This window comes from Brevibacterium sp. H602, from assembly GCF_051172395.1.
In the GTDB taxonomy this organism is placed as follows: Bacteria; Actinomycetota; Actinomycetes; order Actinomycetales; family Brevibacteriaceae; genus Brevibacterium.
In genome coordinates this window covers 22,968-44,201 of sequence record NZ_JBPIZD010000024.1, presented here as the reverse complement: position 1 = coordinate 44,201, position 21,234 = coordinate 22,968, and the positions used below count along the sequence as shown (strand labels likewise).

The window sequence follows — 21,234 nt, the reverse complement described above, 5'->3', positions numbered from 1 at the left end:
CAGCGCCTTCGACCACCCCGATTGCCCGGGCCCTCACCGGACCGGATCCGATCGACAACTGCACATTGCTCCATCCCGGAGGCATCCTCGGTGCCGCCCGTGGCTCTGCCACTGGCCCAACCGGTGCTGCTGCCATCCGCGCCGTGCGGCGCAGCCAGATGCGGCACCGTCGGCTCTGCCTCTGCCGGGATGGACGGATTCAATGAGGAAGTGTCGTTAGTGATCACGGACGGTTTTCTATTCATCAGCCTGCTTCTGGCGATCTCCGCAGCGCTTGTCGTCGCGGACCGGAGCGGGCGCTTCAAGCTCTTCAAATATGTGCCCGGCTTCGTCATCCTCTACATCGTGGCGGCGCTGCTCAACACCTTCGGCGTCTTCGACCACGACGGCGGAGACATCACCGCGGTCGGTGACACCCTGCGCGAGGTCATGCTGCCGGCGATGATCCTGCTCATGCTGTTCAAGTGCGATATCCGACAGATCATCAAGCTCGGTCCCAAACTGCTGCTCACCTTCGCGGTGACCGCGGCGAGCATCATCGTCGGCTTCATCATCAGCTACCTCATCCTGCATTCCAGCCTCGACCCGGAAGCGTGGAAGGCCCTCGGCGCTCTCAACGCCTCGTGGACGGGCGGTTCGGCGAACATGGTCGCGGTGCAGGAGGTCGTCCAAGCTCCCGAGAATGTGTTCGGCTATGTCCTCATCGTCGACACGGTGCTCTACTCCTTCTGGCTGCTGCTCGTCTTCTCCTCCGTCACGGTCTCCGACAAGTTCGACAAGTGGACGAGGGCCGATATGTCGAAGCTCGACTTCACCGACAGGGTCTCGGCCGAGGAGGAGAAGCCGATGACGCTGTCATCGATCTTCGGACTCATCGGATTCGCACTTCTGGCCTCGGCCCTGGCGATTCGCCTCGGCGAACTGCTGCCCGAGGTCGGAGCGGTCATCGACGGCACCGCGTGGACGATCCTCATCGTCAGCGTCCTCGGCCTGGCCATCGGATCGACTCGGTTCGGCAAGACCGCCGGATCCAATGAGCTCGCGACGATCCTGCTCTACCTCATCATCGGCATCATCGCCTCGGGCTCGGACTTCACCTCCCTGGCCGAAGCGCCGCTCTACCTGGTGGCGGGCATCATCGTCCTTCTCGTCCACATCGCCATCATGCTCATCTACGCCAAGTTCACCCGGACCGAGCTCTTCAGCGTCGCCGTGGCCAGCACCGCGAATATCGGCGGAATCGCCTCGGCGCCGGTCGTCGCGGGAGCCTTCAACCGACAGCTCGTCCCCGTCGGTGTGCTGTTCGCGCTGATGGGAACGTTCCTCGGCACGTTCCTCGGCCTGTGGTCGGCCCAGATCCTGTCCGGGCTGGCATGATGAACGAACCGACCCCGCCCCGCCGAGGCGGCCGACCACCCCACCGCGTGCGTGCCGCTCCGTGCGCCCACCCCTGCACCGACCCAATCCGCCCGACCGGAAGGACCCGACCATGACCGCACCCAACACCGAATCCGCAGCCGGACCCGACACGGAATCCGCACCAGACGCAGCATCCGCACCCGCCGTCGACGTCTTCGACGGACACAACGACCTCGCCTGGTACCTGCGCGAGGAACGCGACTACAGCGTGGAGGGGCTCAACGACCCGGCCGTCTCGCCGTTCACCACGATGGATCAGCTGGCGGCCGGACACGTGGCCGCGCAGTACTGGTCCGTCTACGTTCATTCCTCGATCACCGGCGCCGACGCGATCAAGGCCACATGGGAGCAGATCGACGCGGTCCAGCGCGTCGTCACCGCCTACCCCGAACGACTCGCCTTCGCGCGTACTGCCGCCGATGTCCGCGCCGCCCGCGCTGCCGGTAAGGTCGCTTCCCTGATGGGCATCGAAGGCGGTCAGCAGATCGACGAGTCCCTGGCCGTGCTGCGGTCCTACGCCCGTGCCGGGGCCCGCTACATGACACTGACCTGGTCGACCACTCATTCCTGGGCTGACTCGGCCACCGACGAACCGGTCCACGGCGGCTTGAGCGACTTCGGCCGTGAGGTCGTGGCGGAGATGAACCGGATCGGCATGATCCTCGACCTCTCCCACGTTGCGCCCTCCGTCATGCAACAGTCCCTGGATCAGAGCACCCTGCCGGTGCTCTTCACCCACTCCTGCGCGTACGGCCTCAACCCGCACCCGCGCAACATCCCGGACGACATCTTGGACCGCGTGCCCGACAACGGGGGAGTGGCGATGATGACGTTCGTGCCCTCGTTCGTCTCGAATGCCCGCCGCGAATGGGTCGACGCCGGAGAACAGGGAACCGCCCCCGAGGTGACCGTGGCCCAGGTCGCCGACCACTGCGATTACGTTCGCGAACGGATCGGCATCGACCACATCGGACTGGGCGGCGACATCTGCGGAGTCGATGAGCTGCCGACCGGACTCGGTGATGCCGGCCAGTATCCGAACCTGTTCGCCGAGCTCGCCTCGCGCGGCTGGTCGCAGACCGACCTGCGCAAGCTCGGCTTCGACAATGCGATGCGCGTCCTCGACGCGCACGAGGATGCGTACACGGCGTTCCTCGGCTCGGCGGTCGACGCACCGTCCGCGGCCAACGCCGGTTCCGCGGCCAACGGCACGGCCGCCTCGGCGACGGGGAACGGCGGCGGCAACGTCGGTTCCGCAGGCAATGGTTCGGCCGCCTCGGCGGGGGCGGAATCATGACGCGGCTGCTCGTCATCGTCAATGACATCGAATCTCAGCCGGGACTGCTGACACGGTGGATGATCAGTGAGAACGTCGAATTCGATCTGCGCATCGGCGGGGTTTCGCCCCTGCCGGCGCCCTCGGAACTCGATGGCTATGACGGGCTCATCATGCTCGGCGGCGGGTACATGCCTGATGAGACGGATCGGGCCCCATGGTTGGCCGATGAGGCCGAACTCGTCCGCCGTGCCCTGGCCACGGATCTGCCGCAGTTCGGGATCTGCCTCGGCGGGCAGCTCATCGCCCACGTCATCGGGGGTGATGTGCGGGCTCAGACCGGGGCACCGGAGAAGGGTTACACGAGGATCGACACCACCGCCGAGGCGGCCGCGGACCCGGTGTTCTCCGCGATCCGACCGCGGACGTCGTTCGTCGAAAGCCATGTCGACCGCATCGTCGCCCTCCCCGAAGATGCGACCCTGTTGGCCACGAGCGAGACCTGCGAATTCCAGGCATTCCGAGTCGGCCGGGCGTGGGGGACGCAGTTCCATCCGGAGTCGACGCGGGCGAATATCGAGCGCTGGGATGCGGAGAAACTGCAGACTTTGGGGTTCGATAAAGATACCCTGTTGGAAGAAGCGATGGAGCTCGGGCCCGACAGCGAACGTGATTCGAAGGCCCTGTTCTCGGCGTTTCTCACGGTGGTTCGGAACTGAAGCTTGTGTGTCAGGCTCGTGACTGCGGCATACTAGGCGAGGCTCTGACCACAGTCAGGGTTGCCAGGTATGCGGCACAGCCGCCGCATTGGACACGGAGGAATCGTGAGCGACAAAGAACCCGCGACGACAATCGACCCCGGTGACGGACACCAGCCCGAGACCCTCAAGCGGGTCATGGGGCCGAAGCTGCTGCTTCTGTTCATCGTCGGTGACATCCTCGGAACCGGCGTCTATGCTCTGACTGGCAAGGTGGCCGGGCAGGTCGGCGGTGCCGGTTGGGCACCGGTGATCCTCGCCTTCCTCATCGCGCTGATCACCGCCTTCTCCTATATGGAACTCGTGACGAAGTATCCGCAGGCTGCGGGTGCAGCGCTCTATACGCACAAGGCGTTCGGAGTCCACTTCGTGACGTTCCTTGTCGCCTTCGCCGTCCTCAGCTCCGGAATCACCTCGGCATCGACGGCGTCGAATGTCTTCGCGGCGAACCTCGTGGCCGGCTTCGGTTGGGACGTCTCCGGCACAGGGGTGATGTGGATTGCGCTGGCGTTCCTCACCCTCATCGCGCTCATCAACCTCCGCGGAGTCGGCGAGAGCGTATGGTTCAACGTCGTCCTCACTCTCATCGAGCTGAGCGGTCTGCTGTTGGTCATCGTCGTCGGCTTCTTCGCACTCGGTTCGGGTGACGCCGACTTCTCTCGCGTGATGATCTTCGAGACCGAGGGCGACAAGAGCGTCTTCCTCGCGGTCACCGGTGCCACTGCGCTCGCCTTCTTCTCCATGGTCGGTTTCGAGGATTCGGTCAACATGGTCGAGGAGACGAAGGACCCGCGCGTCTTCCCGAAGATCATGCTCTCCGGCCTGACGATCACCGGCATCATCTATGTGCTGGTCTCCCTCGTCACCGTCGCGGCCGTGCCGATCGGCGTGCTCACCGAGAGCGAGACGCCGCTGCTCGAAGTCGTCCGCGAGGGTGCTCCGGGTCTTCCGATCGATACGATCTTCCCGTTCATGACGATGTTCGCCGTGGCGAACTCGGCCCTGATTAACATGCTCATGGCCAGCCGTCTGCTCTTCGGAATGGCCAAGCAGAACGTGCTCCCGCCCGTGTTCGCGAAGGTCTTGGCCGGCCGTCGCTCGCCGTGGGTGTCGATCATCTTCACGACGCTGATCGCCTTCGCGCTCATCTTCTTCGTGTCCACGATCCTGCCCGAGACGGTGACCGCGTCCCTGGGCGGCACCACCTCGCTGCTGCTCCTGGCGGTGTTCGCCGTCGTCAACGTCGCTGTGCTCATCCTGCGCAAGGACAAGTTCGGCAACGCCGAACACTTCAAGGCACCGACGATTCTGCCGTGGATCGGCGTCATCACCTGCGTGTTCCTCGTCGGTCCGTGGGCCCGCCTCGATGAGCTCATCCAGTATCAGATCGCAGCGGCGCTCGTCGGCATCGGCGTCGTCCTGTGGGCCGTGACCTGGTTCTGGAACCGTTCGACGAAGGGCACGAGCACCCGATTCCGCAATCCCGAAGAGCTGTCGTGAGCTCATCCACCCGCCGAGCCATGTCTGCATCGCCCGATATGCTGGGACGGTGGGTTCCCGGCCTGCGCGCTCGGTTCTGTACAGCTCAATCCAACGAAGGTGAAAAATGACAGTACTCGTCGGTTACGTCAACAATCCCGCCGGACACGCTGCTCTCGATGCCGGCATCGCGCACGCGAAGAAGGACGGCAAGGAGCTCGTCGTCGTCAATGCGTCACGGTCGGCGCAGCGCAGCGACTCCTACCGCCTCGGCGAGGGGGAGCTCAAATCCGTCAACAACTACCTGACCAGGGCGGACGTCGAGTTTCGCGTGCTGACCTTGGGCAGCGAATACGACCCTGCCGAGCAGATCCTCGACACCGCCAACGAGGTGGGAGCCGAACTGATCGTGCTCGGAACCCGGAAGCGCACCCCGGTCGGGAAGTTTCTGCTCGGGTCGACGATTCAGAAGGTCATCCTCGACGCCGAAGCCCCGGTGCTGTGCGTCAAAGCCGCGCACTGAGGGCTTGAGATAGCGAGTGCAGCGGCGTGCCCCGCGGCGACGGGTCATGCTGTGCGTGCTGTGCATGCGTGGCGTCTGCGTGGCCTGCGGAAGCGGGCCGCGCCGCAATAGCGCGACAGCTGCGGAGGTGGCCGACGAAATGGGTCACCCCGTGAATTCGTGACGCCTGCGCTTGCATTGCTACGGGCCGAAGCCAAGCTCGCTGCGCTGTCATGCACCCCCAGCGCGCACGTCTCAGCCGAGCCGCTCCATGATGAGGTCGGCGTTGACGTGGGCACCGGCCAGAACGCCGCTGGCGGTGCTGGCCACGACCATCGCCGACACGTCTGCGCTGTTGCCGACCGCCCAGACGCCGGGTACATCGGTCTGCCCCGCCATCTGTGTGGGGATATAGGTGCCCATTCCGCTCGGGTGAGCGACGACCTCGCCTCCGAGTTGGGCGAACAGTTCGGCGTTCGCTCGCGCATACGCACCGACGGTGAGCGCATCGCAGGTGCGAGCGTTCGCTCCGTCCGCAGATTCGTCGGCCGTCAGGGAAACGACGGTGTCGGACTCGGTGCGGGCCACCTCGGTGACGGTGGAATCGATGAACTCGATGCCGAGCGTCTCGAGCATTTCCGCCTGCTTGGAATCAGGAGCGGGCGCGTCGTGGCGGATGAAGCTGACGTCGTCGCTGAGCTGGGAGAACAGCATCGCCTGGTGGTACGACATGGCCGTCGTGCCGATGACCCCGATGCGCTGTCCGCGCACCTCGAAGCCGTGGCAGTAAGGGCAGTGCAGGACGGTCTCGCCCCAGCCTTCCGCGAGGCCCGGGATGTCCGGAAGTTCGTCGCTCAGCCCGGTGGCGATGATGATGCGGCGGGTCCTGACATCGACCCCCGCCGAGGTGGTCAGTTCGAACCGATACCGTGGAGCCGCCTCGGCGGGGTTGGGTTCCGAATCGATCGTGCGTGTTTTCTGCACGGTCGCGTCGATGAAGGTGACGCCGTACTCCTCGGCCTCGGCGCGGCCTTTCGCCACGAGATCCTGGGGCCGGATGCCTTCGTGGCCGAGGACGTTATGCGCGTGTGCGCTTGCGGAATTGCGCAGCTGGCCTGCGTCGATGACGACGACGGAACGCAGCGACCTGGCCAGGGCGATCGATGCGGCGAGACCTCCTGCGCCACCGCCGATGACGGCGACATCGTAGGAGTTCTGCACGGATTCGGCCGACGAATCGGGGGCAGATGGCTGGGAGTTCGCGGATGGGGCGTGGGTAGTCATGATTCTCCTGTGGGCTGATGGATGGTCGAAGCCTGGGTGGTGCTGGGATGGCACGCCGGTGCTGGACCGGCAGGAACCTCGGTGCCAGCCGTGCTCCGATTTCGGTGACTGTTCGAGTGTGCTCCCGACGCGCGCGCAGACGCAAAAGTGTTTGCAGAAATGGCAAATTCTGTCATGATGAGGGCATGGAAGAGTCAAGAGAGGCAGGGGAGCGTGCCGCTCATGTGACGGGTCGGATGTCGGAGATCCTCTCCGATGGTTCCGCCCCGGTCGGGGCGCAGGAAGCCATCAGGCAGTCGTTGGCCGGTGTCGGCGCTCGACTGCGAGGGCTGCGGCAGGAGCAGGGCCGCACCCTCGACGAGGTGGCCGAGCTAGCCGGAATGTCGACGAGCACACTGTCGCGCCTGGAATCCGGGAAGCGGAAGCCGAGCTTGGAGCTGCTGCTGCCGCTGGCCGGAGTCTATGGGCTCCCGCTCGATGAGCTTGTGGGGACCCCTCCGATCGGGGATCCGCGCATTCATATCTCACCGCGGAAGTTCCACGATCAGACCATCTTGCCGCTCAGTCGCGGAGCGATCGGAGTGCAGGCCTTCAAGCACATCGTCGACGGTCGGCAGACCCCGAAGCTCGGTGCGCTGAAGACCCACCCAGGGTTCGAATGGGTGTATGTGATCCGCGGTCGACTGACCCTCATCCTCGGCGATCGGACGATGGTCCTCAGCGCTGGAGAGGCTGCGGAGTTCGATACGCGCACTCCGCATTGGTTCGGGGCAGCCGATGACGGCGGGGTTGAGTATCTCAGCCTGTTCGGACCCGAAGGACAGCGCGTTCATATGAAGAGGTGAGTGGAGTTGCGGGCCGGCGCGGGCGCTCGTTGATGCGGTTGGGTGTTGGTTGTGCGTGCTCGCGTCAGTGGCGAGAAGTAGTCTTGGCCCACTTCGTCGACACCGTAGGTGCGAGGCCTCTCTTCTGGCCGTCGTCGGCGATCATTGTCAAACACGGCACTCCGACTGAAATCTCCATTTGACCAGCACAAATAGTACAAAATAGTAATTCAGAGAAAAAATCTCAACTAAATAGCACAGAACTATCGACTCTGTTCTATTTCTGGATTAGAATAGAGCCAAGCCGAAGACATCAACGATGATGAACGGATAAAGCGAAGATGGCTCTCATCCCCGACCGAAGGTACGACGAGCACAACGACCGCGAAGCAGGAAAGGCTTCGCAGGCACCACCCCCTCAATGTTCACCGCCCAGTGACCTCCCTCCAGCTGCCGCCGGCTCTTCTGCCCAGTCTGCCGACAGTGACTCCTCCAGGTCGACTTATCGGGAGCTGCTCGCTGAGGCCGGATTCGATCTGACCGGTCATCCTCTCGCCGACAGGTTCGACGGGATCGCCGACAACCTGACCGACGGCGAGGCGATCGCCGACCAATCTGGTGACGGACAGAATGACGCCGTCGAGGACAGCGGCGATGCAGTCGTCGACGGCGGCGCAGCTGCGGAAGGCGGCAGTCCGGCAACCGCTATCGAGGCTGACGCAGCGGCGCCTGCTCTTCCGAACGGCGATATCTACGCCGGGCATGGGCCCTGGTCGAGCAGGACGACGATGCCGGAGACCGAGGCAGAGGTCCAGGCATGCATCAAAGAGATCGAAGCACGCCAAAGCGCGTGGATGAAGGCAAAGCGCGAAGAACGCGAGGCACAGAAAGCTGCAGAGCGTGAGGAGTTCCTGAAGAAGAACCCGCAGGCCCGCGCAGAGGACGCAGAACTCGCACGTGAAAGAGCGGAGTGGAACGCCCAGGTTGAGCGGTACGAGGCGAAGAAGCGAGCGCAGAAAGAAGCCGAACGTATCGCTGAGGCAGAACGCGCGGAGCGACACAAGGCACTCGCCGAACGCTATGACTCCGAAGCTGACACGCATCCCCTGCTCGACGAGTTTCGCTGGTCAGACTTGAAGCACGCAGCCCCGGAAGTCACAGAAAGCATCTGCGCACTGCAGGGCCTGCTCGACGGGCTCCACGACTTCACCCGCCCCATGGGACCCGACGATGCGGTGACTCTTCTCGACGGTCTTGAGACCTTGAACCGTCTGACAGAGTCCCTGTCGGTCGTGACCCTCTCCGTGTTCGAACGTGTCGGCACGCCCCGCGACTACGGCGCGAAGACGACGAAGGCGCTGGTCCAACATCGGCTCAACCTTTCCGCACAAGAGGCCTACCGCCGCACTCAGCTCGCTGAGTGCCTGGGAAAGCGGACCAGCATCAGCGGGGAATCGATCGAAGCGCAGTTTCCGATTCTCGCAGCGGCCCTTCGTGAAGGAGTGCTCTCGGCAAACCAGGCGTCGACGATCTCCAAATGCTTGAAGAACCTGCCGGTGAACGTATCGGAGGACGACAAGATCAAGGCTGAAAGCCTGCTTGTCGAAAGGGCTCAGGCGGTTCGCGTCTGCGATATCCATGCGCTCTTCGAAGAGATCCTGGGCTGGATCGATCCCGACGGCCAGGAACCGAAAGAAGCGGCAGACCGGGACAGCTTCGCTGTCAACCTGCGCCAGGCGAAGGACGGAACGTGGACTCTCAAAGGTCGACTCGACGAGGAGACCGGTGGGATCCTCAACGGCCTGCTGACTTCGCGCATCAGAACCGATTCTCAGTCGGACGAGGACAGCTGCGCGAACGCGGCAGGAATCGATGCCGGCAATGCCGGTCGCTCGGGTCTTGCCGCTGACAACGGCAGCGAAAGCAACAGCGACTTCGATCAGGAAGTCGTCGACGCCTATACGGAGGTTCTGCGTGGCGACCGCGCGGACTGTCTCGACCCCACGCTCGACTTCACTCCGCCGCAGATCGGCGCGAATGGTGAGATCCCGCCGGGAGCCGGGGTGACACAGGACGGCTCACTGGTGGCGATGGCCGCTGAACAGCCGAGTGTCCGGCGTCGCATCTACGAGCGCTTCTCCAGCGTCATCGGCAGCATCGAAATGAATCGCATCAAGGCCGGGGCGGCGTACGCACTGGTCGTCACAGCCAAGGCAGAGGACCTGGCGAACCGGACCGGCAAGGCCGTCACGGGAGCCGAAGCGCCGTTCCCGATCGATTCCGCTGCTCTGGAAGGACTGAACGGATCGGTCTTCTTCCACCTCATGGGCGAGAAAGCGAAATCGTTGGCACTGGCGACAGAACGACGGTTGGCCACAGAGAAACAACTGGCAATTCTCGCCAGCCGTGACCAGGGATGTACGTTCCCCGGATGCGACACTCCTCCCGGCTGGTGCGAAGCGCACCATATCGTCCCATGGGCGCAGAACGGCAAGACCGACGTCAACAATCTCACTTTGGCCTGTTCAGCGCATCACCACCTGCTTGATTACACCGATTGGGACTGCAGAATGCTCATCGACGGTCGGCCCGCGTGGGTGCCACCGGCGACCATCGACCCAGCACAAGAACCGGTGCTCCACGCTCGGTTCATTGCGCGGGAAATCGGAGAGACTCTCTTCGGCTGACTAGCACTTTGGCTCGGCTGACGGGCACTTTGGTTCGGCTGACGGGCACTTGGGTTCAGCTGACAAACGCTTAGATTCGATTGGCAAGAGCCCCTGCAGTGTGGCCGCTATTCGCATGACACATGGCAGGGACCGATGGTGCGGTTCGTCGGCGGCGTGGTCCGCGGGGAACGGAATGTTCTTCTCACATGCACTGTTGCCTTGTTATGAAGCTTTCGATCCTAGACCTTGTTCCCGTTCGTACAGGACAGACGACAGCAGACTCCTTCGCCGCCTCTAAGCAGATCATCGACACGGCCGACAAGCTCGGATTCACCCGCTATTGGGTCGCCGAGCACCACAACATGCCCTCGATCGCATCGACGATGCCTGGGCCGGAGCTGATGCACCTCGGCCAGGGAACACAGCAGATCCGCCTCGGCTCCGGTGGAGTGATGCTTCCCAACCATGCCCCGCTGGCGGTCGCCGAGCTGTTCGCTCTGCTCTCCGCTGTCTACGGCGACCGGATCGATCTGGGTATCGGACGCGCACCGGGAACGGACCCGATCACCTCGGCGGCAATGCGGGGCCACCTCGGCGAGGGGCGGATGGTCGACGGCGAAGGACGGGCAATCGATCCCGTCGAACAGTTCCCCCAGCACGTGATCGACACTCTCAGCCTCATGCGGCCCGAGGGCATGCGAGTTCCGCTTCACGGTGGACGTGAACATGTGCTCAAGGCGACTCCCGCGGCAGTACTGGGAACGCAGCCGTTGCCGTGGCTGCTCGGTTCATCCGGTTACTCGGCCAGGCTGGCAGCTGAACTCGGCATGCCCTATGTCTTCGCCAACCACTTCGCATCCGGTGCCACCACCGGAATGAAGATCTACCGCGACAATTTCACTCCCGGAGCCTACGGCGACAAACCGCAGACCTTCGTCACGGCCAACGTCGTCGCCGCACCCACCGAGGAGGAAGCGTGGCTGCGCTCGGAGCCCTTCATGCTGCAGATGGCCAGAATGCGTACTGGCGGACCGATGGAGAAGCTGCACCTGGCCGGCGACGACGTGCGGTCGGTGATGACCGACCAGGAGCGCATGGTCGGCGAAGAACTTTCCGGCAACTGGATCATCGGTGACACGAAATCCGTGTCCGCGCAGCTCGAGGAACTCTCCGAGCGCTTCGCCGTCGACGAGATCATGATCCAGCCGATCGCCGGCGCCATGGAAGGCGAAGACGTACGCGAAGACCCGGGACGGATCCAGACGATCAACCTGCTTGCCGCGGAATTCCTCGGTTCCACCGGTGCTTCCGGAGCCGCTGATACAGGCATCGATATGTGACACCTGACTGATGACTTTCCCAGGTCCCGATCCGGGCCGATACCGGACATCGGCACCGAGCCGAAGTCTCAGCTCAGCATCGATTCGGGCAAGTGGACTTCAATCCACGACCAGTCCGCGTTATCCTGTCACAGTGTCATGAAAGCTGACAGTCGTGTGACAGCCAGTAGAATCGACACCGTGCAGAACCTCGCTTACGGCGAGGCCGCTCCTTTCGGAGAGGTCGAAACGGAGGCGAATACTGTACGCCGAAAGCGTTCGCGCACCTTCGGAGACTTCCCCCACGCGGGCCCCGGCCTGCAGACCGAAAGAGAAATAATGCGTACCAAAATTGCTGTTTCGGCAGCACTTGGGGTCGGACTGGTTTTCGGCGCCGGTGCTCCCGCGCTGTCGAGCAATCTGTCGTCGACCGACGCCGCAAAAACGTCCGGCATCTCCGCTGATGTCGTGCCCGGCCAAGAACTCGAACGAATCACCGACGGCAAGATCGAAAAGGGCGAGACTGCCTACGTCGATGTCACGGTTGCGACGCTGTGGACCGACCCGAAGGCCCCTCGCAAGGTCGACAAGCCTGCACTCCAGCACCCCGTCGACCTCAAGAAGTGGAACAAGAACCTCGAATCCACCGATGCGCGCCGAGGCCTGACTGGAAAAACCGAGACCCAGGCAACGTACGGTTCGGAAGTCTCCGTCCTCGAAACCAAGGGCAGCTGGGCCAAGGTCGCCGTGACCGACCAGAAGACCCCGAAGAACAAGAAGGGCTACCCGGGTTGGCTGCCCAAGAAGCAGCTGGTCGAAAACGACCGCTTCGGAAAGCTCGCCGAAGAACAGCCCCGCGCAGTGGTCACGAAGCCCAAGAGCGAACTCGAAGGCATCGAATTCACCAAGGACACCGGTGCCGACGTCAGCTTCAACGTAGACCTGCCGCTCATCGCCCAGGACGTCGACGACGTCCGGGTCGCCCTCCCCGGAGGCGGAGCCGCCTGGATCGACATCGATGACGTGGATGTCTATGATGTCGGCGACAAACCCGAGAAGCCCAGCGGCAAAGGCCTCGTGAAGACCGCGAAGCAGTTCGAGGGCCTGCGCTACCTGTGGGCCGGGGTCTCCGCCTACGGATTCGACTGCTCCGGATTCACCTACTCCATCTACAAAGCCCACGGCATCGACCTGCCTCGCGACTCGGGAGAACAGGCGAAGGCTGGCAAGGCGGTCTCCTCGTCGAACCTCAAGCCCGGAGACCTGCTGTTCTTCTCGACCAGCTCGGGAACAGTCCATCACGTCGGAATGTACGTCGGCGACGGCAAGATGATCCACTCGCCGAACGCATCGAAGGACGTCTACGTCACCGACTGGAAGAAGTGGGACACCGGAAACGAATTCTCCGGAGCTCGCCGCATCCTCTGACCTGGATCGAGTCTGATGGTTCCGATTCCAACCAGGATCTGACCAAGTCTGTCGAATGACCAGCCGACACACTGATGGCCGGTGCCCCAATAGGGGACCGGCCATCAGTGATTTCAGTAGGGCCTAGCTGGGAACATCGCCAAGGTCGCTGAGCACGGCTCTAGCCGGGAAGCCTCGCCAGGTTTGCTGAGCATGGCGATTGTCGAGAGGCCTGGCCAGGGGAGGGGCCTGGCCTTGGGAGGGGCGCCCGCCGAGGCGGCTATCGAGCAGAATCGACCGGAATGACCGGCGACCCGATTTCATCGAAACTCACCTACCGAGGCGACCGCCGTATGGTTTCCCCGAGGCAACCGCCGGTCAGTGCCGCGAGCTCTGAGTGGATTTCAGGAAGATGGCGCGGGCCAGATCATCGCGACGTTCGATGACCAGCCGACGCAGGGCCGCAGGCGCATCGTCGTTGGCTGCCAACCACGCATCGGTCTTCTCGACCACAGCCTCCTCGTCGACGGACCACCGGGGATAGAGACCGAGCACCAGGCGGCGAGCGATCTCAATCGAATTGTCCATCCAGAACCCGAGCAGACCATCGAAGTACTCATCGACATACTCCTCGATGAGCGGCATCGCACTCGGCGCGATGAACCCGGCGATGATCGCCGACAGAACATCATTGCTCAGCGCTCCCGCCTCACGGATCGCCTCCCAGGCACGGATCTTGACGATCGGCAGAGGCAGTGCGGCACTGGCCGTTTCGGCGTGAAGCCGACCCGAAGAGCTGGGATCCGAATGATTCTCCCGTGCGATATCCGTCTGATCCGCCCACCCGAGGCAGACGAGCGCCGTCAGCGCATTCCACCGCAGCGCATGATCATTGATGAGACCCCGGAACGGCAACGTCGCAGTCGAATGCTCGGCGCCTCGACCCGTGCGGGCACCACCGGAAGCTTCGGCCGGCTGACTCACCGAACCGGCCCGATCGGCAGAACCGGCCTGCCCGGCCGAACCGGCCCGATCGGCAGAACCGACCTGCCCAGCCGAACCGGCCTGCCCGTGAGCTCCGGCATACATCCGATCGATCTCTTCCCCGACCGGCACCGCCAGGATCTGGCTGGCAAACCCACGACCCATAGCCACCGCGGAGCTGCCGGCGGCACAGCGAGCCGTCCGCGACGTCAGCGCCAACACGAGATTGGCCAGATGCAGCTGCGCATCCGAACCCGCCTTCGCTGCCGCCAACGCATCCAAGGCGGCTCCCAGCAGCCCCATGATCGCGGCATCGAAATTTCGATCGGCCACCCACTGATCGATGCAGGTCAGAGCGGTCTGACTGAGCCCCGCCATGATCCCGGCATGACTCTCCTTGCCCAAGCTGCGGGCATAGGCGGTGAGGTACTTCTGCACCGGCATGAGCCCATCGCGGACCGCATTGTCCAACGCCGACCACACCAGGGCCCGTGACAGAGGATCCGTGATCCGCGACGCCGAGGTGACCGCCGCCTCCGTCGACTCCGGGTCGAGGCGCACCCGCGCATAGTCCAAGTCGTTGTAATTGAGCAGAGTGATCACGCCGGCGCTGCGACCGATCAGCTGCTCGACGTCAGCTGACTCGCTCGAGAACTCGAAACGGAAGGAATCGAGGGGAACGATCGCCCGCCCCGACCGCCCGAGCGTGGCGATCTCGATCGTGTGCGGCCGCAGCAGGGCCGTGCCCTCGGCCGAATCGGACTGAGTGATCGTGGCACCCGTGACCTTTTCCGAACCGGACCGTCGCCGAGGCGGCTCTACCCTGTCGCTCGACCCGGGCCCTGCCTCGTGAGCGGCTCCGGCCGCCCCGTCGAAACCGTCGTCGACCGCATCCGGGCTGCGCAGCCTCGCGCCCGCGCTCGAAGCCACGAGTCTCCCGCGTCCCGCGCTCTGCGCCGGGACGTCGGAACCGGCCGACGTCCCTTCGGCCCCGATTCCGGCCCCACCCTGCGAGACCGCTGCCGACCCGGCCGCGGACCCGGTCGGCCCGACCGCGGACCCAGCCGAGCCATCCTGGGGCCCAGACGAACCGTCGGCCGTCGTGAGCTGCAGGGACAGCTCCGAGACTCCGGACGTCCCCAGCCACGCGGCCGCCCAGTTCGCGATGTCCCGGTCGGGAGCCGCCTCGGCGAGGCATTCGAGGAAATCTGCGAGCTCGGTGTTGCCGTATTCGAACCGTCTGAAATACAGCCGCGAACCGGCGAAGAAAGCCTCCCGGCCGACGAACGCGACGAGCTGCTTGAGCACGGATGCGCCCTTGGCGTACGTGATGCCGTCGAAGTTGAGCTTCGCGGCCTCGACATCGGGGATGTCGGCGACGATCGGGTGCGTCGTCGGATACAGGTCCTGCGTGTACGCCCACGCCTTGCGGCGCAGCGCGAAGGTGACCCACCCATCGGTGAATCGCGTCGCTTCGGCCAGCGCGAGCCCGCCCATGAAATCGGCGAAGGACTCCTTGAGCCACAGATCATCCCACCACTTCATCGTGACGAGATCGCCGAACCACATGTGCGCCATCTCGTGCAGGATGACATTGGCGCGTGACTCGTAGTTCGCGTCCGTGACCTTGTCCCGGAAGATCAGATTGTCCGTGAACGTCACCAGGCCGGGGTTCTCCATCGCGCCGAGGTTGTACTCGGGAACGAAGATCTGATCGTACTTGCCCCACGGGTAGGGGTAGTCGAATTCGGAGGTGAAGAAGTCGAGGCCGGCCTTTGTGACACCGAAGATATCCTCCGCGTCGAGGTGGTCGACGAGGCTCGCGCGCGTCCACGCGCCCAGCTGCACAGTCTGCCCGGTGCGCGGATCCGTCCATGAATCCGTCGCTCCCTCGTAGGGGCCCGCGGTGATGCAGGTGATGTAGCTCGACTGCTTGAGCGTCGGTTCGAAGTAGTGAGTGACCGCCGAACCATCGGCCGGTTCCGTCCGCGCCTCGGGCCGGTTTGACAGGACCTGGAAATGTGCGGGAGCAGTGACTGTGAAGTTGAACTCGGCCTTGAGGTCGGGCTGATCGAAATTCGCGAAGACGCGACGGGCGTCGGTGGGTTCGTACTGCGTATAGAGATAGGTCTTGCCGTCGGCCGGATCCGTGAACCGGTGCAGGCCCTCGCCCGAGGTGGAATAGCGGGCCTGCGCCTCGATCGTCAGGGAATTGCGGCCGGCGCGGACGGGGAACGTGACTCGGGCGCCGTCGAAGACGTCGGCGGGGGAGAGGCTCTCGCCATTGATCAGAACGGAGGTCACGGAGTCGGCGATGAGGTCGATGAATGTCGAATCGACGAAGCGGGCGGAGAAGTCGACGACAGTGCGAGACAGGTACGTGTCGGCATCGGTTTCGGCGTTGCTGACGTCGATATGGACTGAGTAGGAATCGACCTCGAGCAGCTGTGATCGGCTCTGCGCTTCGCTTCGGGTGAGATTCGTTGTCATTCAATAGCCTCCTCGGCGGACAGACTTTAGCATGCCACATTTCCGGTATTCTGAGTACAGCACCAGCGAGCGGCAGAGGGGACTGATGGCGGACAATCGGGTCAGCGAACTGCCTCGGCGGGGGTTCAACGTCGTCGCCCACCGCCTGCGCTTAGGGCTCAAGCGAGTATGGGTGAACTCCGGTCAGCTGATCCAGATCCCCATCGCCGCGACCGCCGCCTACGCCTTCTGCGTCTACGTGCTCGGCCACCCGTATCCGTTCCTCGCCGCGGTCGCCTCCGCCGTCGGAATCGGCCCCGTCGTCGACCGTCGCCTGCGCCGCGCCCTCGAGATCGGCATCGGAGCGACGTTCGGGGTGCTCGTGGGCGAGATACTCGTCAACTTCTACGGCTCCGGCATCTGGCAGCTCGCCCTGACCCTGATCATCGGCCTGACGATCGGCACGATACTGAACTCCGGCGGCATCTTCATCACCCAGATCGCCGTCCAATCCGTCTACGTCGTCGTAGTCCCTGCCAGCGCCACCACCATGCCGTTCCCGCGCACCCTCGACGCTCTCACCGGATCCGTCTGCGCGATTCTGCTGGCACTGCTGATCCCGCGCGATGCCCGAAAGGCTCCGCGTCGCTTGGCCGCGGACATGCTCGAGGAGGTCGACGCCGTCCTCAGGATGATGAAACGAGCCCTGCGCGAAGCCGATGTGACGATGGCCGGGCGAGCCCTCGAACGTGCTCGCGAAACCCAGGACATCATCGATTCCTGGGGCTCATCCCTGCGGATCTCCCGTGAAGCCGCGAAGATCAATGCACGCGCCCGCCGGCACGCGGCCGAAGTCACCCGCCTCTCCCGTGCCCACACCTTCTCCGACCGCGCGATGCGGACTATGCGGGTCATCGCCCGCCGCGTCGTCGGCATCACCGAGCTCGGCGTCGCCAAACCCGTCATCGCCGATTACGTCGGATCCCTGGCCGACGGTGCGAAGAAGCTCGAGATCGCCCTGCGCCGCGGCACCGACCGTTCCCTCGCCGAGGCGGCCCTGTCCGAGGCGGCGGGAGCCTTGGACCCGCGGGCGAAACCCGATTGGGACATCCACGACGAATCGATGGTCCTGCTCCTGCGGACAGTCGCCGTCGACCTGCTGCAGGCCGCGGGACTCACCCGTGAGGAAGCTCAGTCCCGGCTTCCACCGCTGGCCGTGAACGCCGATGAGGACGACGGGCCGGCCGTCGAATAGCAGTCGAAGCTTCGCGCGTGCTGCGGAGAGCACGCCGGTTGCGGTGTGCGTCGAACCGGGCGTGCCCGAGGCGGTCAGCTGCTTTCGACGACGAAGACGGCGTTCGTGCCCGGTTCCAGAGCCGTGAAGCGATGAGGCTGATCGCCCGGATGGGTGAGATAGTCGCCGACACCCAAGTCGTAGGACTTCCCGAGCACTTCGATGCGTGCGGCCCCGCGGCCGAGGACGACATGTTCGATCGTGCCCTGCGGGTGCGGCTGAGACTCCCTGGGCTCACCCGGTTCGGCCTGGATGAAGTACACATCGCGTCGGGCATTCGTCGGCGACGGTGAGAGCAGGGTAGCCACATAGTTCGCAGTCGTCGACGGCAGGCTCGGCATATCGCCGACGTGCTGGAAGGCGACCTCGTGCGGGGGCGGGTCGAGCAGGCGGGCAAGTGGGATGTCGAGCGCAGCGGCCAGCGCCCACATCGTCTCCAGGCTCGGATTTCCGCTTCCGGTCTCAAGCCCGGACATCGTCGACTTGCCGATGCCGGCGCGCCTGGCGACCTCGGAGAGGGAGAGTCCGGCGCGCAGTCGTTCGCGTTTCAGCGCTGCCGCGATCTGCTGACTCGGCGAGAGCGCTGAGCCGGGAGCAGCGGCGGCTGCCTGATCGGGGGCGGGTTCGTCGGCAGCTCCGGCAGTATGCTCGATGATCGCCTCGGCGGGCGAATCGGGGTCGGGACCGCCCCGAGAGTGATTCAGCGAATAGTCGTTGCTTCGAGAAGTCATGGGTTCACTATAGCGGTTAGGTCGTTCGGGTTGACGAACGATTGCCGAGAGTGCACTGTGTAGAACATGGGTTCATTATTTCGCACGGCTGATCGGGTGCTCCCCGGCTCGACCTATCGTGCGGTTGTCATCGTCACCATCACGATCATCGCAGTCGCGCTGTCGTACGGGGCGATCTCCGCGGTCTCCGGCTTCGCCTGGTGGCAGACTCTGCTGCTGGCGATGTTCGCCCTCGGCGGCGCCGCCGAATTCACCTTCGTCGGCGTCATCGCCGCCGGCGGTGCCCCGATCCTCGCGGTGCTTGCGGGTCTCCTCGTCAACTCCCGGAACTTCGCTTTCGGAGTCGCCGTCGGCCCCTTCTTCCCGCAGGACTGGCGCGCTCTCATCGCCTCTCACTGGATCAACGACGAATCCACCGCCATCTCGCGTCTCGGGCACAACGACCGGGCGAAATGGCATGCGTTCCTGCTCATGGGTGCCGCAATCGCCATCATGTGGCCCGGCGGTGCCATGGTCGGCCAGTGGCTGGGCAGCGTCATCAACGCGGACCTGCTCGGCCTCGACGCGGCCTTCCCGATCATCCTCTTCTGCCTCATCCGCGGGGACCTGAAGAATCGGGTCACACTCTCGCTGACCGTCATCGGCATCCTCATCGCCGTTGGCCTGACCCCGCTGCTGCCGCTCGGTCTGGGTGCCGTAACCTCACTGTCCGTCTTCGTCTTCGTCGCAGCCGGCTGGGCCGTGCGGTGGTTCATCCGACGCTGCCGCCCCGGAAACAACAGCGCAGACCAGCACGATGCCGAACACTCGCAGCGCACAACTCGAGAGGAGAGCCGCCGATGAGCGCCGTCAGCTTCCTCATCGCCCTTGCCGGGCTGAGCCTCGGAACCTACCTCATGCGCTTCGCCGGCGTGAAGGTGGGAGCGGCCATCGCCACGAAGGGGCGCCGGCGGACCCCGGCGACCGCCTCGGTGGGGGCTGGCTCCTCCGCGGGTGTGGACGGACGGGGCGCAGCCGCCCCTGCAAGTGGCGACGAACAGGGCACAGCCATCCCTGCACGGCGCGACGGACAGGGCACAGCCGCCTCGGCGGGGGCAGGTGATTCGGCCGACTCGACCGAGCGTGTGACGATGTGGATGGACCGGGCCACGGTCGTACTCATCGGCGCCGTCTTCGCCACGACCGCGGTCTTCGACGGCACAGACATCGCCGATCCGGCCCGTCTCATCGGCGTCGGCGCCGGCGTTCTCGCATCAATTCTGCGCGTGCCGATGCTGCTCGCCGTCGTCATCGGCATGGGAGTGTGCGCGCTCATCCGCACCACCGGGATCCTCTGAGCAGGGGCGGCACGCACTGACCGCAACCACGGGGCAGCGAGCCGGCACCGCAAACGTTGGCCACCGCAGACGTGGGCCGCCGCCTCGAGGCAGTGCGCACCCACTGTGAAAGCCGTGGGATGCGGATGGGCAATTGCCGAGGATCTCCCGCCCGGAACTGCCCCGAAAGCCCGAGATTGCTAGGCTGGGACCATGGAATACATCGCGGGCTTTCAGCGTCTCGTCTTTCTTGCCCTGACGGTGGCCGCATTCGTCGTCCAGCTCTGGGCGTTCATCGACTGCCTCCGCTTCAAGGACGAGAACTACCGCGCCGTGGACAAGCAGAGCAAGAAGTTCTGGGTCATCCTCCTCGGCGTCGGACTCGCGCTCGCCCTCATCGCCCTGCCGCCGATGGGCATGAGCATGATCTTCCTCAACATCATCGCTCTCGTCGCCGGCATCGTCTACCTCACCGATGTGCGCCCGAAGGTCCGCGCCGTCGACCCGCGCTACCGCAACCGCTGACCGGATCGACGCCGCAGCAGCATTCGCGGACCCGATCGGCAAGCGCCCAGCGCACGCTGACTAGACTCACTCTATGAGCACCGACCTCAACCTGCCGGGACCCGAATCCGGCTTCATCGCCACCTTCGGAACCGGCGAGCCGCACACCCTCTTCGGCCACGGATTCGCTGGCGCGATCCGCGATACCCGCCCCTTCGGCACCGGCATCACCGGCACCCGCCACTTCCTCCACCTGCCCGGCCACGGCGGCCGCCCATCACCCGGCCCCGGCTGGACCTACCCGCAGATCGCCGAGGTGCTCGCCGACGCCGTGAGGACCACCTCGGCTAGCCGAGCGCTGGGCGTCTCGATGTCCGCCGGAGGACTCCTCCACCTGCTGAGCATCGCCCACCCCGTCACCCGCAGCCTCGACAAGGTCGCCCTCGTCCTCCCAGCCTCCTTCACCGGATTCCCCGCCGAGGTGGCCGCCGCCAACCGCTCCTACCTGGAGAGACTGCGCCTCCTCATCGCCGATGAGGACATCGACGGCATCGTCGACCTCATGCTCTCCCGCGAACCCGCCGAGGTGGCCCAGATGCTTCCCGCGCGAGCCTGGACGAAGGCGAAGGCCGAGAACCTCGTCCGCACGGACATGTCCGACGGACTCGGACTCGCCCTCGAAATCGCTGTCGCGGACACGGATGAGGCAGCCGAGAACGTGCGCTCCTTCCCCGGCGACGTCCTCGTGCTCACCCACGAAGACGACCCGGCACATCCGGTCCCCGTCGCCGAAGACATCCACCGTGCGATTCCGCACTCTCGCCTCGAGGTGCTGCCGGCCGGATCGATCCTGTGGCGCGGCCGTCACGATGTGCGGCGCATCCTCGGCGAGTTCTTCGACTAGACGCTGGCTTCGGTTAGGGGCTGGCTTCGGTTAGGCGTTCACTTCGATTGGGCGCTGGCTTCGGGGGCGTGCTGGCTTCGGCTGGTCACCGGACC

General features: G+C 64.6%; 17 protein-coding genes. 14 read left to right on the top strand and 3 right to left on the bottom strand.

The annotated features are described in order from the left end of the window. Positions 1-219: 219 nt before the first annotated feature. The 5 genes from ACSBQT_RS15380 to ACSBQT_RS15360 all read left to right on the top strand — a co-directional run bounded on the left by ACSBQT_RS15380 (position 220) and on the right by ACSBQT_RS15360 (position 5,455). The gene (locus tag ACSBQT_RS15380; protein ID WP_435002040.1) at positions 220-1,377 is read left to right on the top strand and encodes a DUF819 domain-containing protein; all 1,158 of its coding nucleotides are present in this window, start codon (positions 220-222) and stop codon (positions 1,375-1,377) included. Between the two features lie 112 nt (positions 1,378-1,489). Beyond that, entirely contained in the window at positions 1,490-2,716 is a 1,227-nt protein-coding gene (locus tag ACSBQT_RS15375) for a dipeptidase (RefSeq protein WP_435002025.1), read from the top strand. Next, positions 2,713-3,414 (top strand): type 1 glutamine amidotransferase, encoded by a 702-nt coding sequence (locus ACSBQT_RS15370; protein WP_410708793.1) that lies wholly within the window; start codon positions 2,713-2,715, stop codon positions 3,412-3,414. Before ACSBQT_RS15375 ends, ACSBQT_RS15370 begins: the two co-directional genes overlap by 4 nt. Before the next feature lie 177 nt (positions 3,415-3,591). Continuing rightward, positions 3,592-4,953, top strand: coding sequence for an APC family permease (locus ACSBQT_RS15365; RefSeq protein ID WP_435002039.1), 1,362 nt, complete (start codon positions 3,592-3,594; stop codon positions 4,951-4,953). Positions 4,954-5,059: 106 nt separating this feature from the next. After that, positions 5,060-5,455 carry a universal stress protein gene (locus ACSBQT_RS15360; RefSeq protein WP_410708792.1) on the top strand — a complete coding sequence of 132 codons (396 nt, stop codon included), beginning with the start codon at positions 5,060-5,062 and terminating at the stop codon, positions 5,453-5,455. A gap of 234 nt (positions 5,456-5,689) precedes the next feature. Here the strand turns inward: ACSBQT_RS15360 and ACSBQT_RS15355 are convergent, their stop codons facing one another. Beyond that, on the bottom strand, positions 5,690-6,718 hold the full coding sequence (locus ACSBQT_RS15355; RefSeq protein WP_435002024.1) for an NAD(P)/FAD-dependent oxidoreductase: 1,029 nt from the start codon (positions 6,716-6,718) through the stop codon (positions 5,690-5,692). 185 nt (positions 6,719-6,903) lie between these two features. Here ACSBQT_RS15355 and ACSBQT_RS15350 point away from each other — a divergent pair, with 185 nt between their 5' ends. The 4 genes from ACSBQT_RS15350 (at position 6,904) to ACSBQT_RS15335 (ending at position 12,958) form a co-directional block, all read left to right on the top strand. Next, complete coding sequence (locus tag ACSBQT_RS15350) at positions 6,904-7,563, top strand: helix-turn-helix domain-containing protein (protein ID WP_435002023.1); 660 nt, start codon at positions 6,904-6,906, stop codon at positions 7,561-7,563. A gap of 320 nt (positions 7,564-7,883) precedes the next feature. Further along, positions 7,884-10,229 (top strand): DUF222 domain-containing protein, encoded by a 2,346-nt coding sequence (locus ACSBQT_RS15345; RefSeq protein WP_435002022.1) that lies wholly within the window; start codon positions 7,884-7,886, stop codon positions 10,227-10,229. Positions 10,230-10,435: 206 nt separating this feature from the next. Then, entirely contained in the window at positions 10,436-11,551 is a 1,116-nt protein-coding gene (locus ACSBQT_RS15340) for an LLM class flavin-dependent oxidoreductase (protein ID WP_435002021.1), read from the top strand. A 318-nt stretch (positions 11,552-11,869) separates the two neighbouring features. After that, positions 11,870-12,958 (top strand): NlpC/P60 family protein, encoded by a 1,089-nt coding sequence (locus ACSBQT_RS15335; RefSeq protein WP_410708787.1) that lies wholly within the window; start codon positions 11,870-11,872, stop codon positions 12,956-12,958. 357 nt (positions 12,959-13,315) lie between these two features. On the opposite strand, the gene pepN is transcribed toward ACSBQT_RS15335, so the two are convergent. Continuing rightward, positions 13,316-16,411, bottom strand: coding sequence for an aminopeptidase N (pepN, locus tag ACSBQT_RS15330; protein WP_435002020.1), 3,096 nt, complete (start codon positions 16,409-16,411; stop codon positions 13,316-13,318). Between the two features lie 85 nt (positions 16,412-16,496). Between pepN and ACSBQT_RS15325 the strand changes: the two genes are divergently transcribed. Continuing rightward, on the top strand, positions 16,497-17,645 hold the full coding sequence (locus ACSBQT_RS15325; RefSeq protein ID WP_410708785.1) for an FUSC family protein: 1,149 nt from the start codon (positions 16,497-16,499) through the stop codon (positions 17,643-17,645). Positions 17,646-17,719: 74 nt separating this feature from the next. Here the strand turns inward: ACSBQT_RS15325 and ACSBQT_RS15320 are convergent, their stop codons facing one another. Further along, on the bottom strand, positions 17,720-18,415 hold the full coding sequence (locus tag ACSBQT_RS15320) for a helix-turn-helix domain-containing protein (RefSeq protein WP_435002019.1): 696 nt from the start codon (positions 18,413-18,415) through the stop codon (positions 17,720-17,722). A gap of 66 nt (positions 18,416-18,481) precedes the next feature. Between ACSBQT_RS15320 and ACSBQT_RS15315 the strand changes: the two genes are divergently transcribed. The 4 genes from ACSBQT_RS15315 (at position 18,482) to ACSBQT_RS15300 (ending at position 21,139) form a co-directional block, all read left to right on the top strand. Then, entirely contained in the window at positions 18,482-19,258 is a 777-nt protein-coding gene (locus tag ACSBQT_RS15315; protein WP_435002018.1) for an AzlC family ABC transporter permease, read from the top strand. Continuing rightward, complete coding sequence (locus tag ACSBQT_RS15310; RefSeq protein WP_410708782.1) at positions 19,255-19,752, top strand: AzlD domain-containing protein; 498 nt, start codon at positions 19,255-19,257, stop codon at positions 19,750-19,752. The genes ACSBQT_RS15315 and ACSBQT_RS15310 overlap by 4 nt, the downstream gene beginning before the upstream one ends. Before the next feature lie 192 nt (positions 19,753-19,944). Beyond that, on the top strand, positions 19,945-20,256 hold the full coding sequence (locus ACSBQT_RS15305; protein WP_092010787.1) for a DUF2516 family protein: 312 nt from the start codon (positions 19,945-19,947) through the stop codon (positions 20,254-20,256). A 73-nt stretch (positions 20,257-20,329) separates the two neighbouring features. Further along, a complete protein-coding gene (locus tag ACSBQT_RS15300) occupies positions 20,330-21,139 on the top strand; it encodes an alpha/beta fold hydrolase (protein WP_435002017.1) in 810 nt (269 codons plus the stop codon). The last annotated feature ends 95 nt before the right edge of the window (positions 21,140-21,234 follow it).

Coding starts and splice junctions, on each gene's coding strand:
- ACSBQT_RS15345 (WP_435002022.1), top strand. CDS start 7,884: ATGGCTCTCATCCCCGACCGAAGGTACGACGAGCACAACGACCGCGAA.
- ACSBQT_RS15340 (WP_435002021.1), top strand. CDS start 10,436: ATGAAGCTTTCGATCCTAGACCTTGTTCCCGTTCGTACAGGACAGACG.
- ACSBQT_RS15325 (WP_410708785.1), top strand. CDS start 16,497: ATGGCGGACAATCGGGTCAGCGAACTGCCTCGGCGGGGGTTCAACGTC.
- ACSBQT_RS15370 (WP_410708793.1), top strand. CDS start 2,713: ATGACGCGGCTGCTCGTCATCGTCAATGACATCGAATCTCAGCCGGGA.
- ACSBQT_RS15315 (WP_435002018.1), top strand. CDS start 18,482: ATGGGTTCATTATTTCGCACGGCTGATCGGGTGCTCCCCGGCTCGACC.
- ACSBQT_RS15350 (WP_435002023.1), top strand. CDS start 6,904: ATGGAAGAGTCAAGAGAGGCAGGGGAGCGTGCCGCTCATGTGACGGGT.
- ACSBQT_RS15320 (WP_435002019.1), bottom strand. CDS start 18,415: ATGACTTCTCGAAGCAACGACTATTCGCTGAATCACTCTCGGGGCGGT.
- ACSBQT_RS15360 (WP_410708792.1), top strand. CDS start 5,060: ATGACAGTACTCGTCGGTTACGTCAACAATCCCGCCGGACACGCTGCT.
- ACSBQT_RS15375 (WP_435002025.1), top strand. CDS start 1,490: ATGACCGCACCCAACACCGAATCCGCAGCCGGACCCGACACGGAATCC.
- ACSBQT_RS15300 (WP_435002017.1), top strand. CDS start 20,330: ATGAGCACCGACCTCAACCTGCCGGGACCCGAATCCGGCTTCATCGCC.
- ACSBQT_RS15365 (WP_435002039.1), top strand. CDS start 3,592: ATGGGGCCGAAGCTGCTGCTTCTGTTCATCGTCGGTGACATCCTCGGA.
- ACSBQT_RS15335 (WP_410708787.1), top strand. CDS start 11,870: ATGCGTACCAAAATTGCTGTTTCGGCAGCACTTGGGGTCGGACTGGTT.
- ACSBQT_RS15355 (WP_435002024.1), bottom strand. CDS start 6,718: ATGACTACCCACGCCCCATCCGCGAACTCCCAGCCATCTGCCCCCGAT.
- ACSBQT_RS15305 (WP_092010787.1), top strand. CDS start 19,945: ATGGAATACATCGCGGGCTTTCAGCGTCTCGTCTTTCTTGCCCTGACG.
- ACSBQT_RS15310 (WP_410708782.1), top strand. CDS start 19,255: ATGAGCGCCGTCAGCTTCCTCATCGCCCTTGCCGGGCTGAGCCTCGGA.
- pepN (WP_435002020.1), bottom strand. CDS start 16,411: ATGACAACGAATCTCACCCGAAGCGAAGCGCAGAGCCGATCACAGCTG.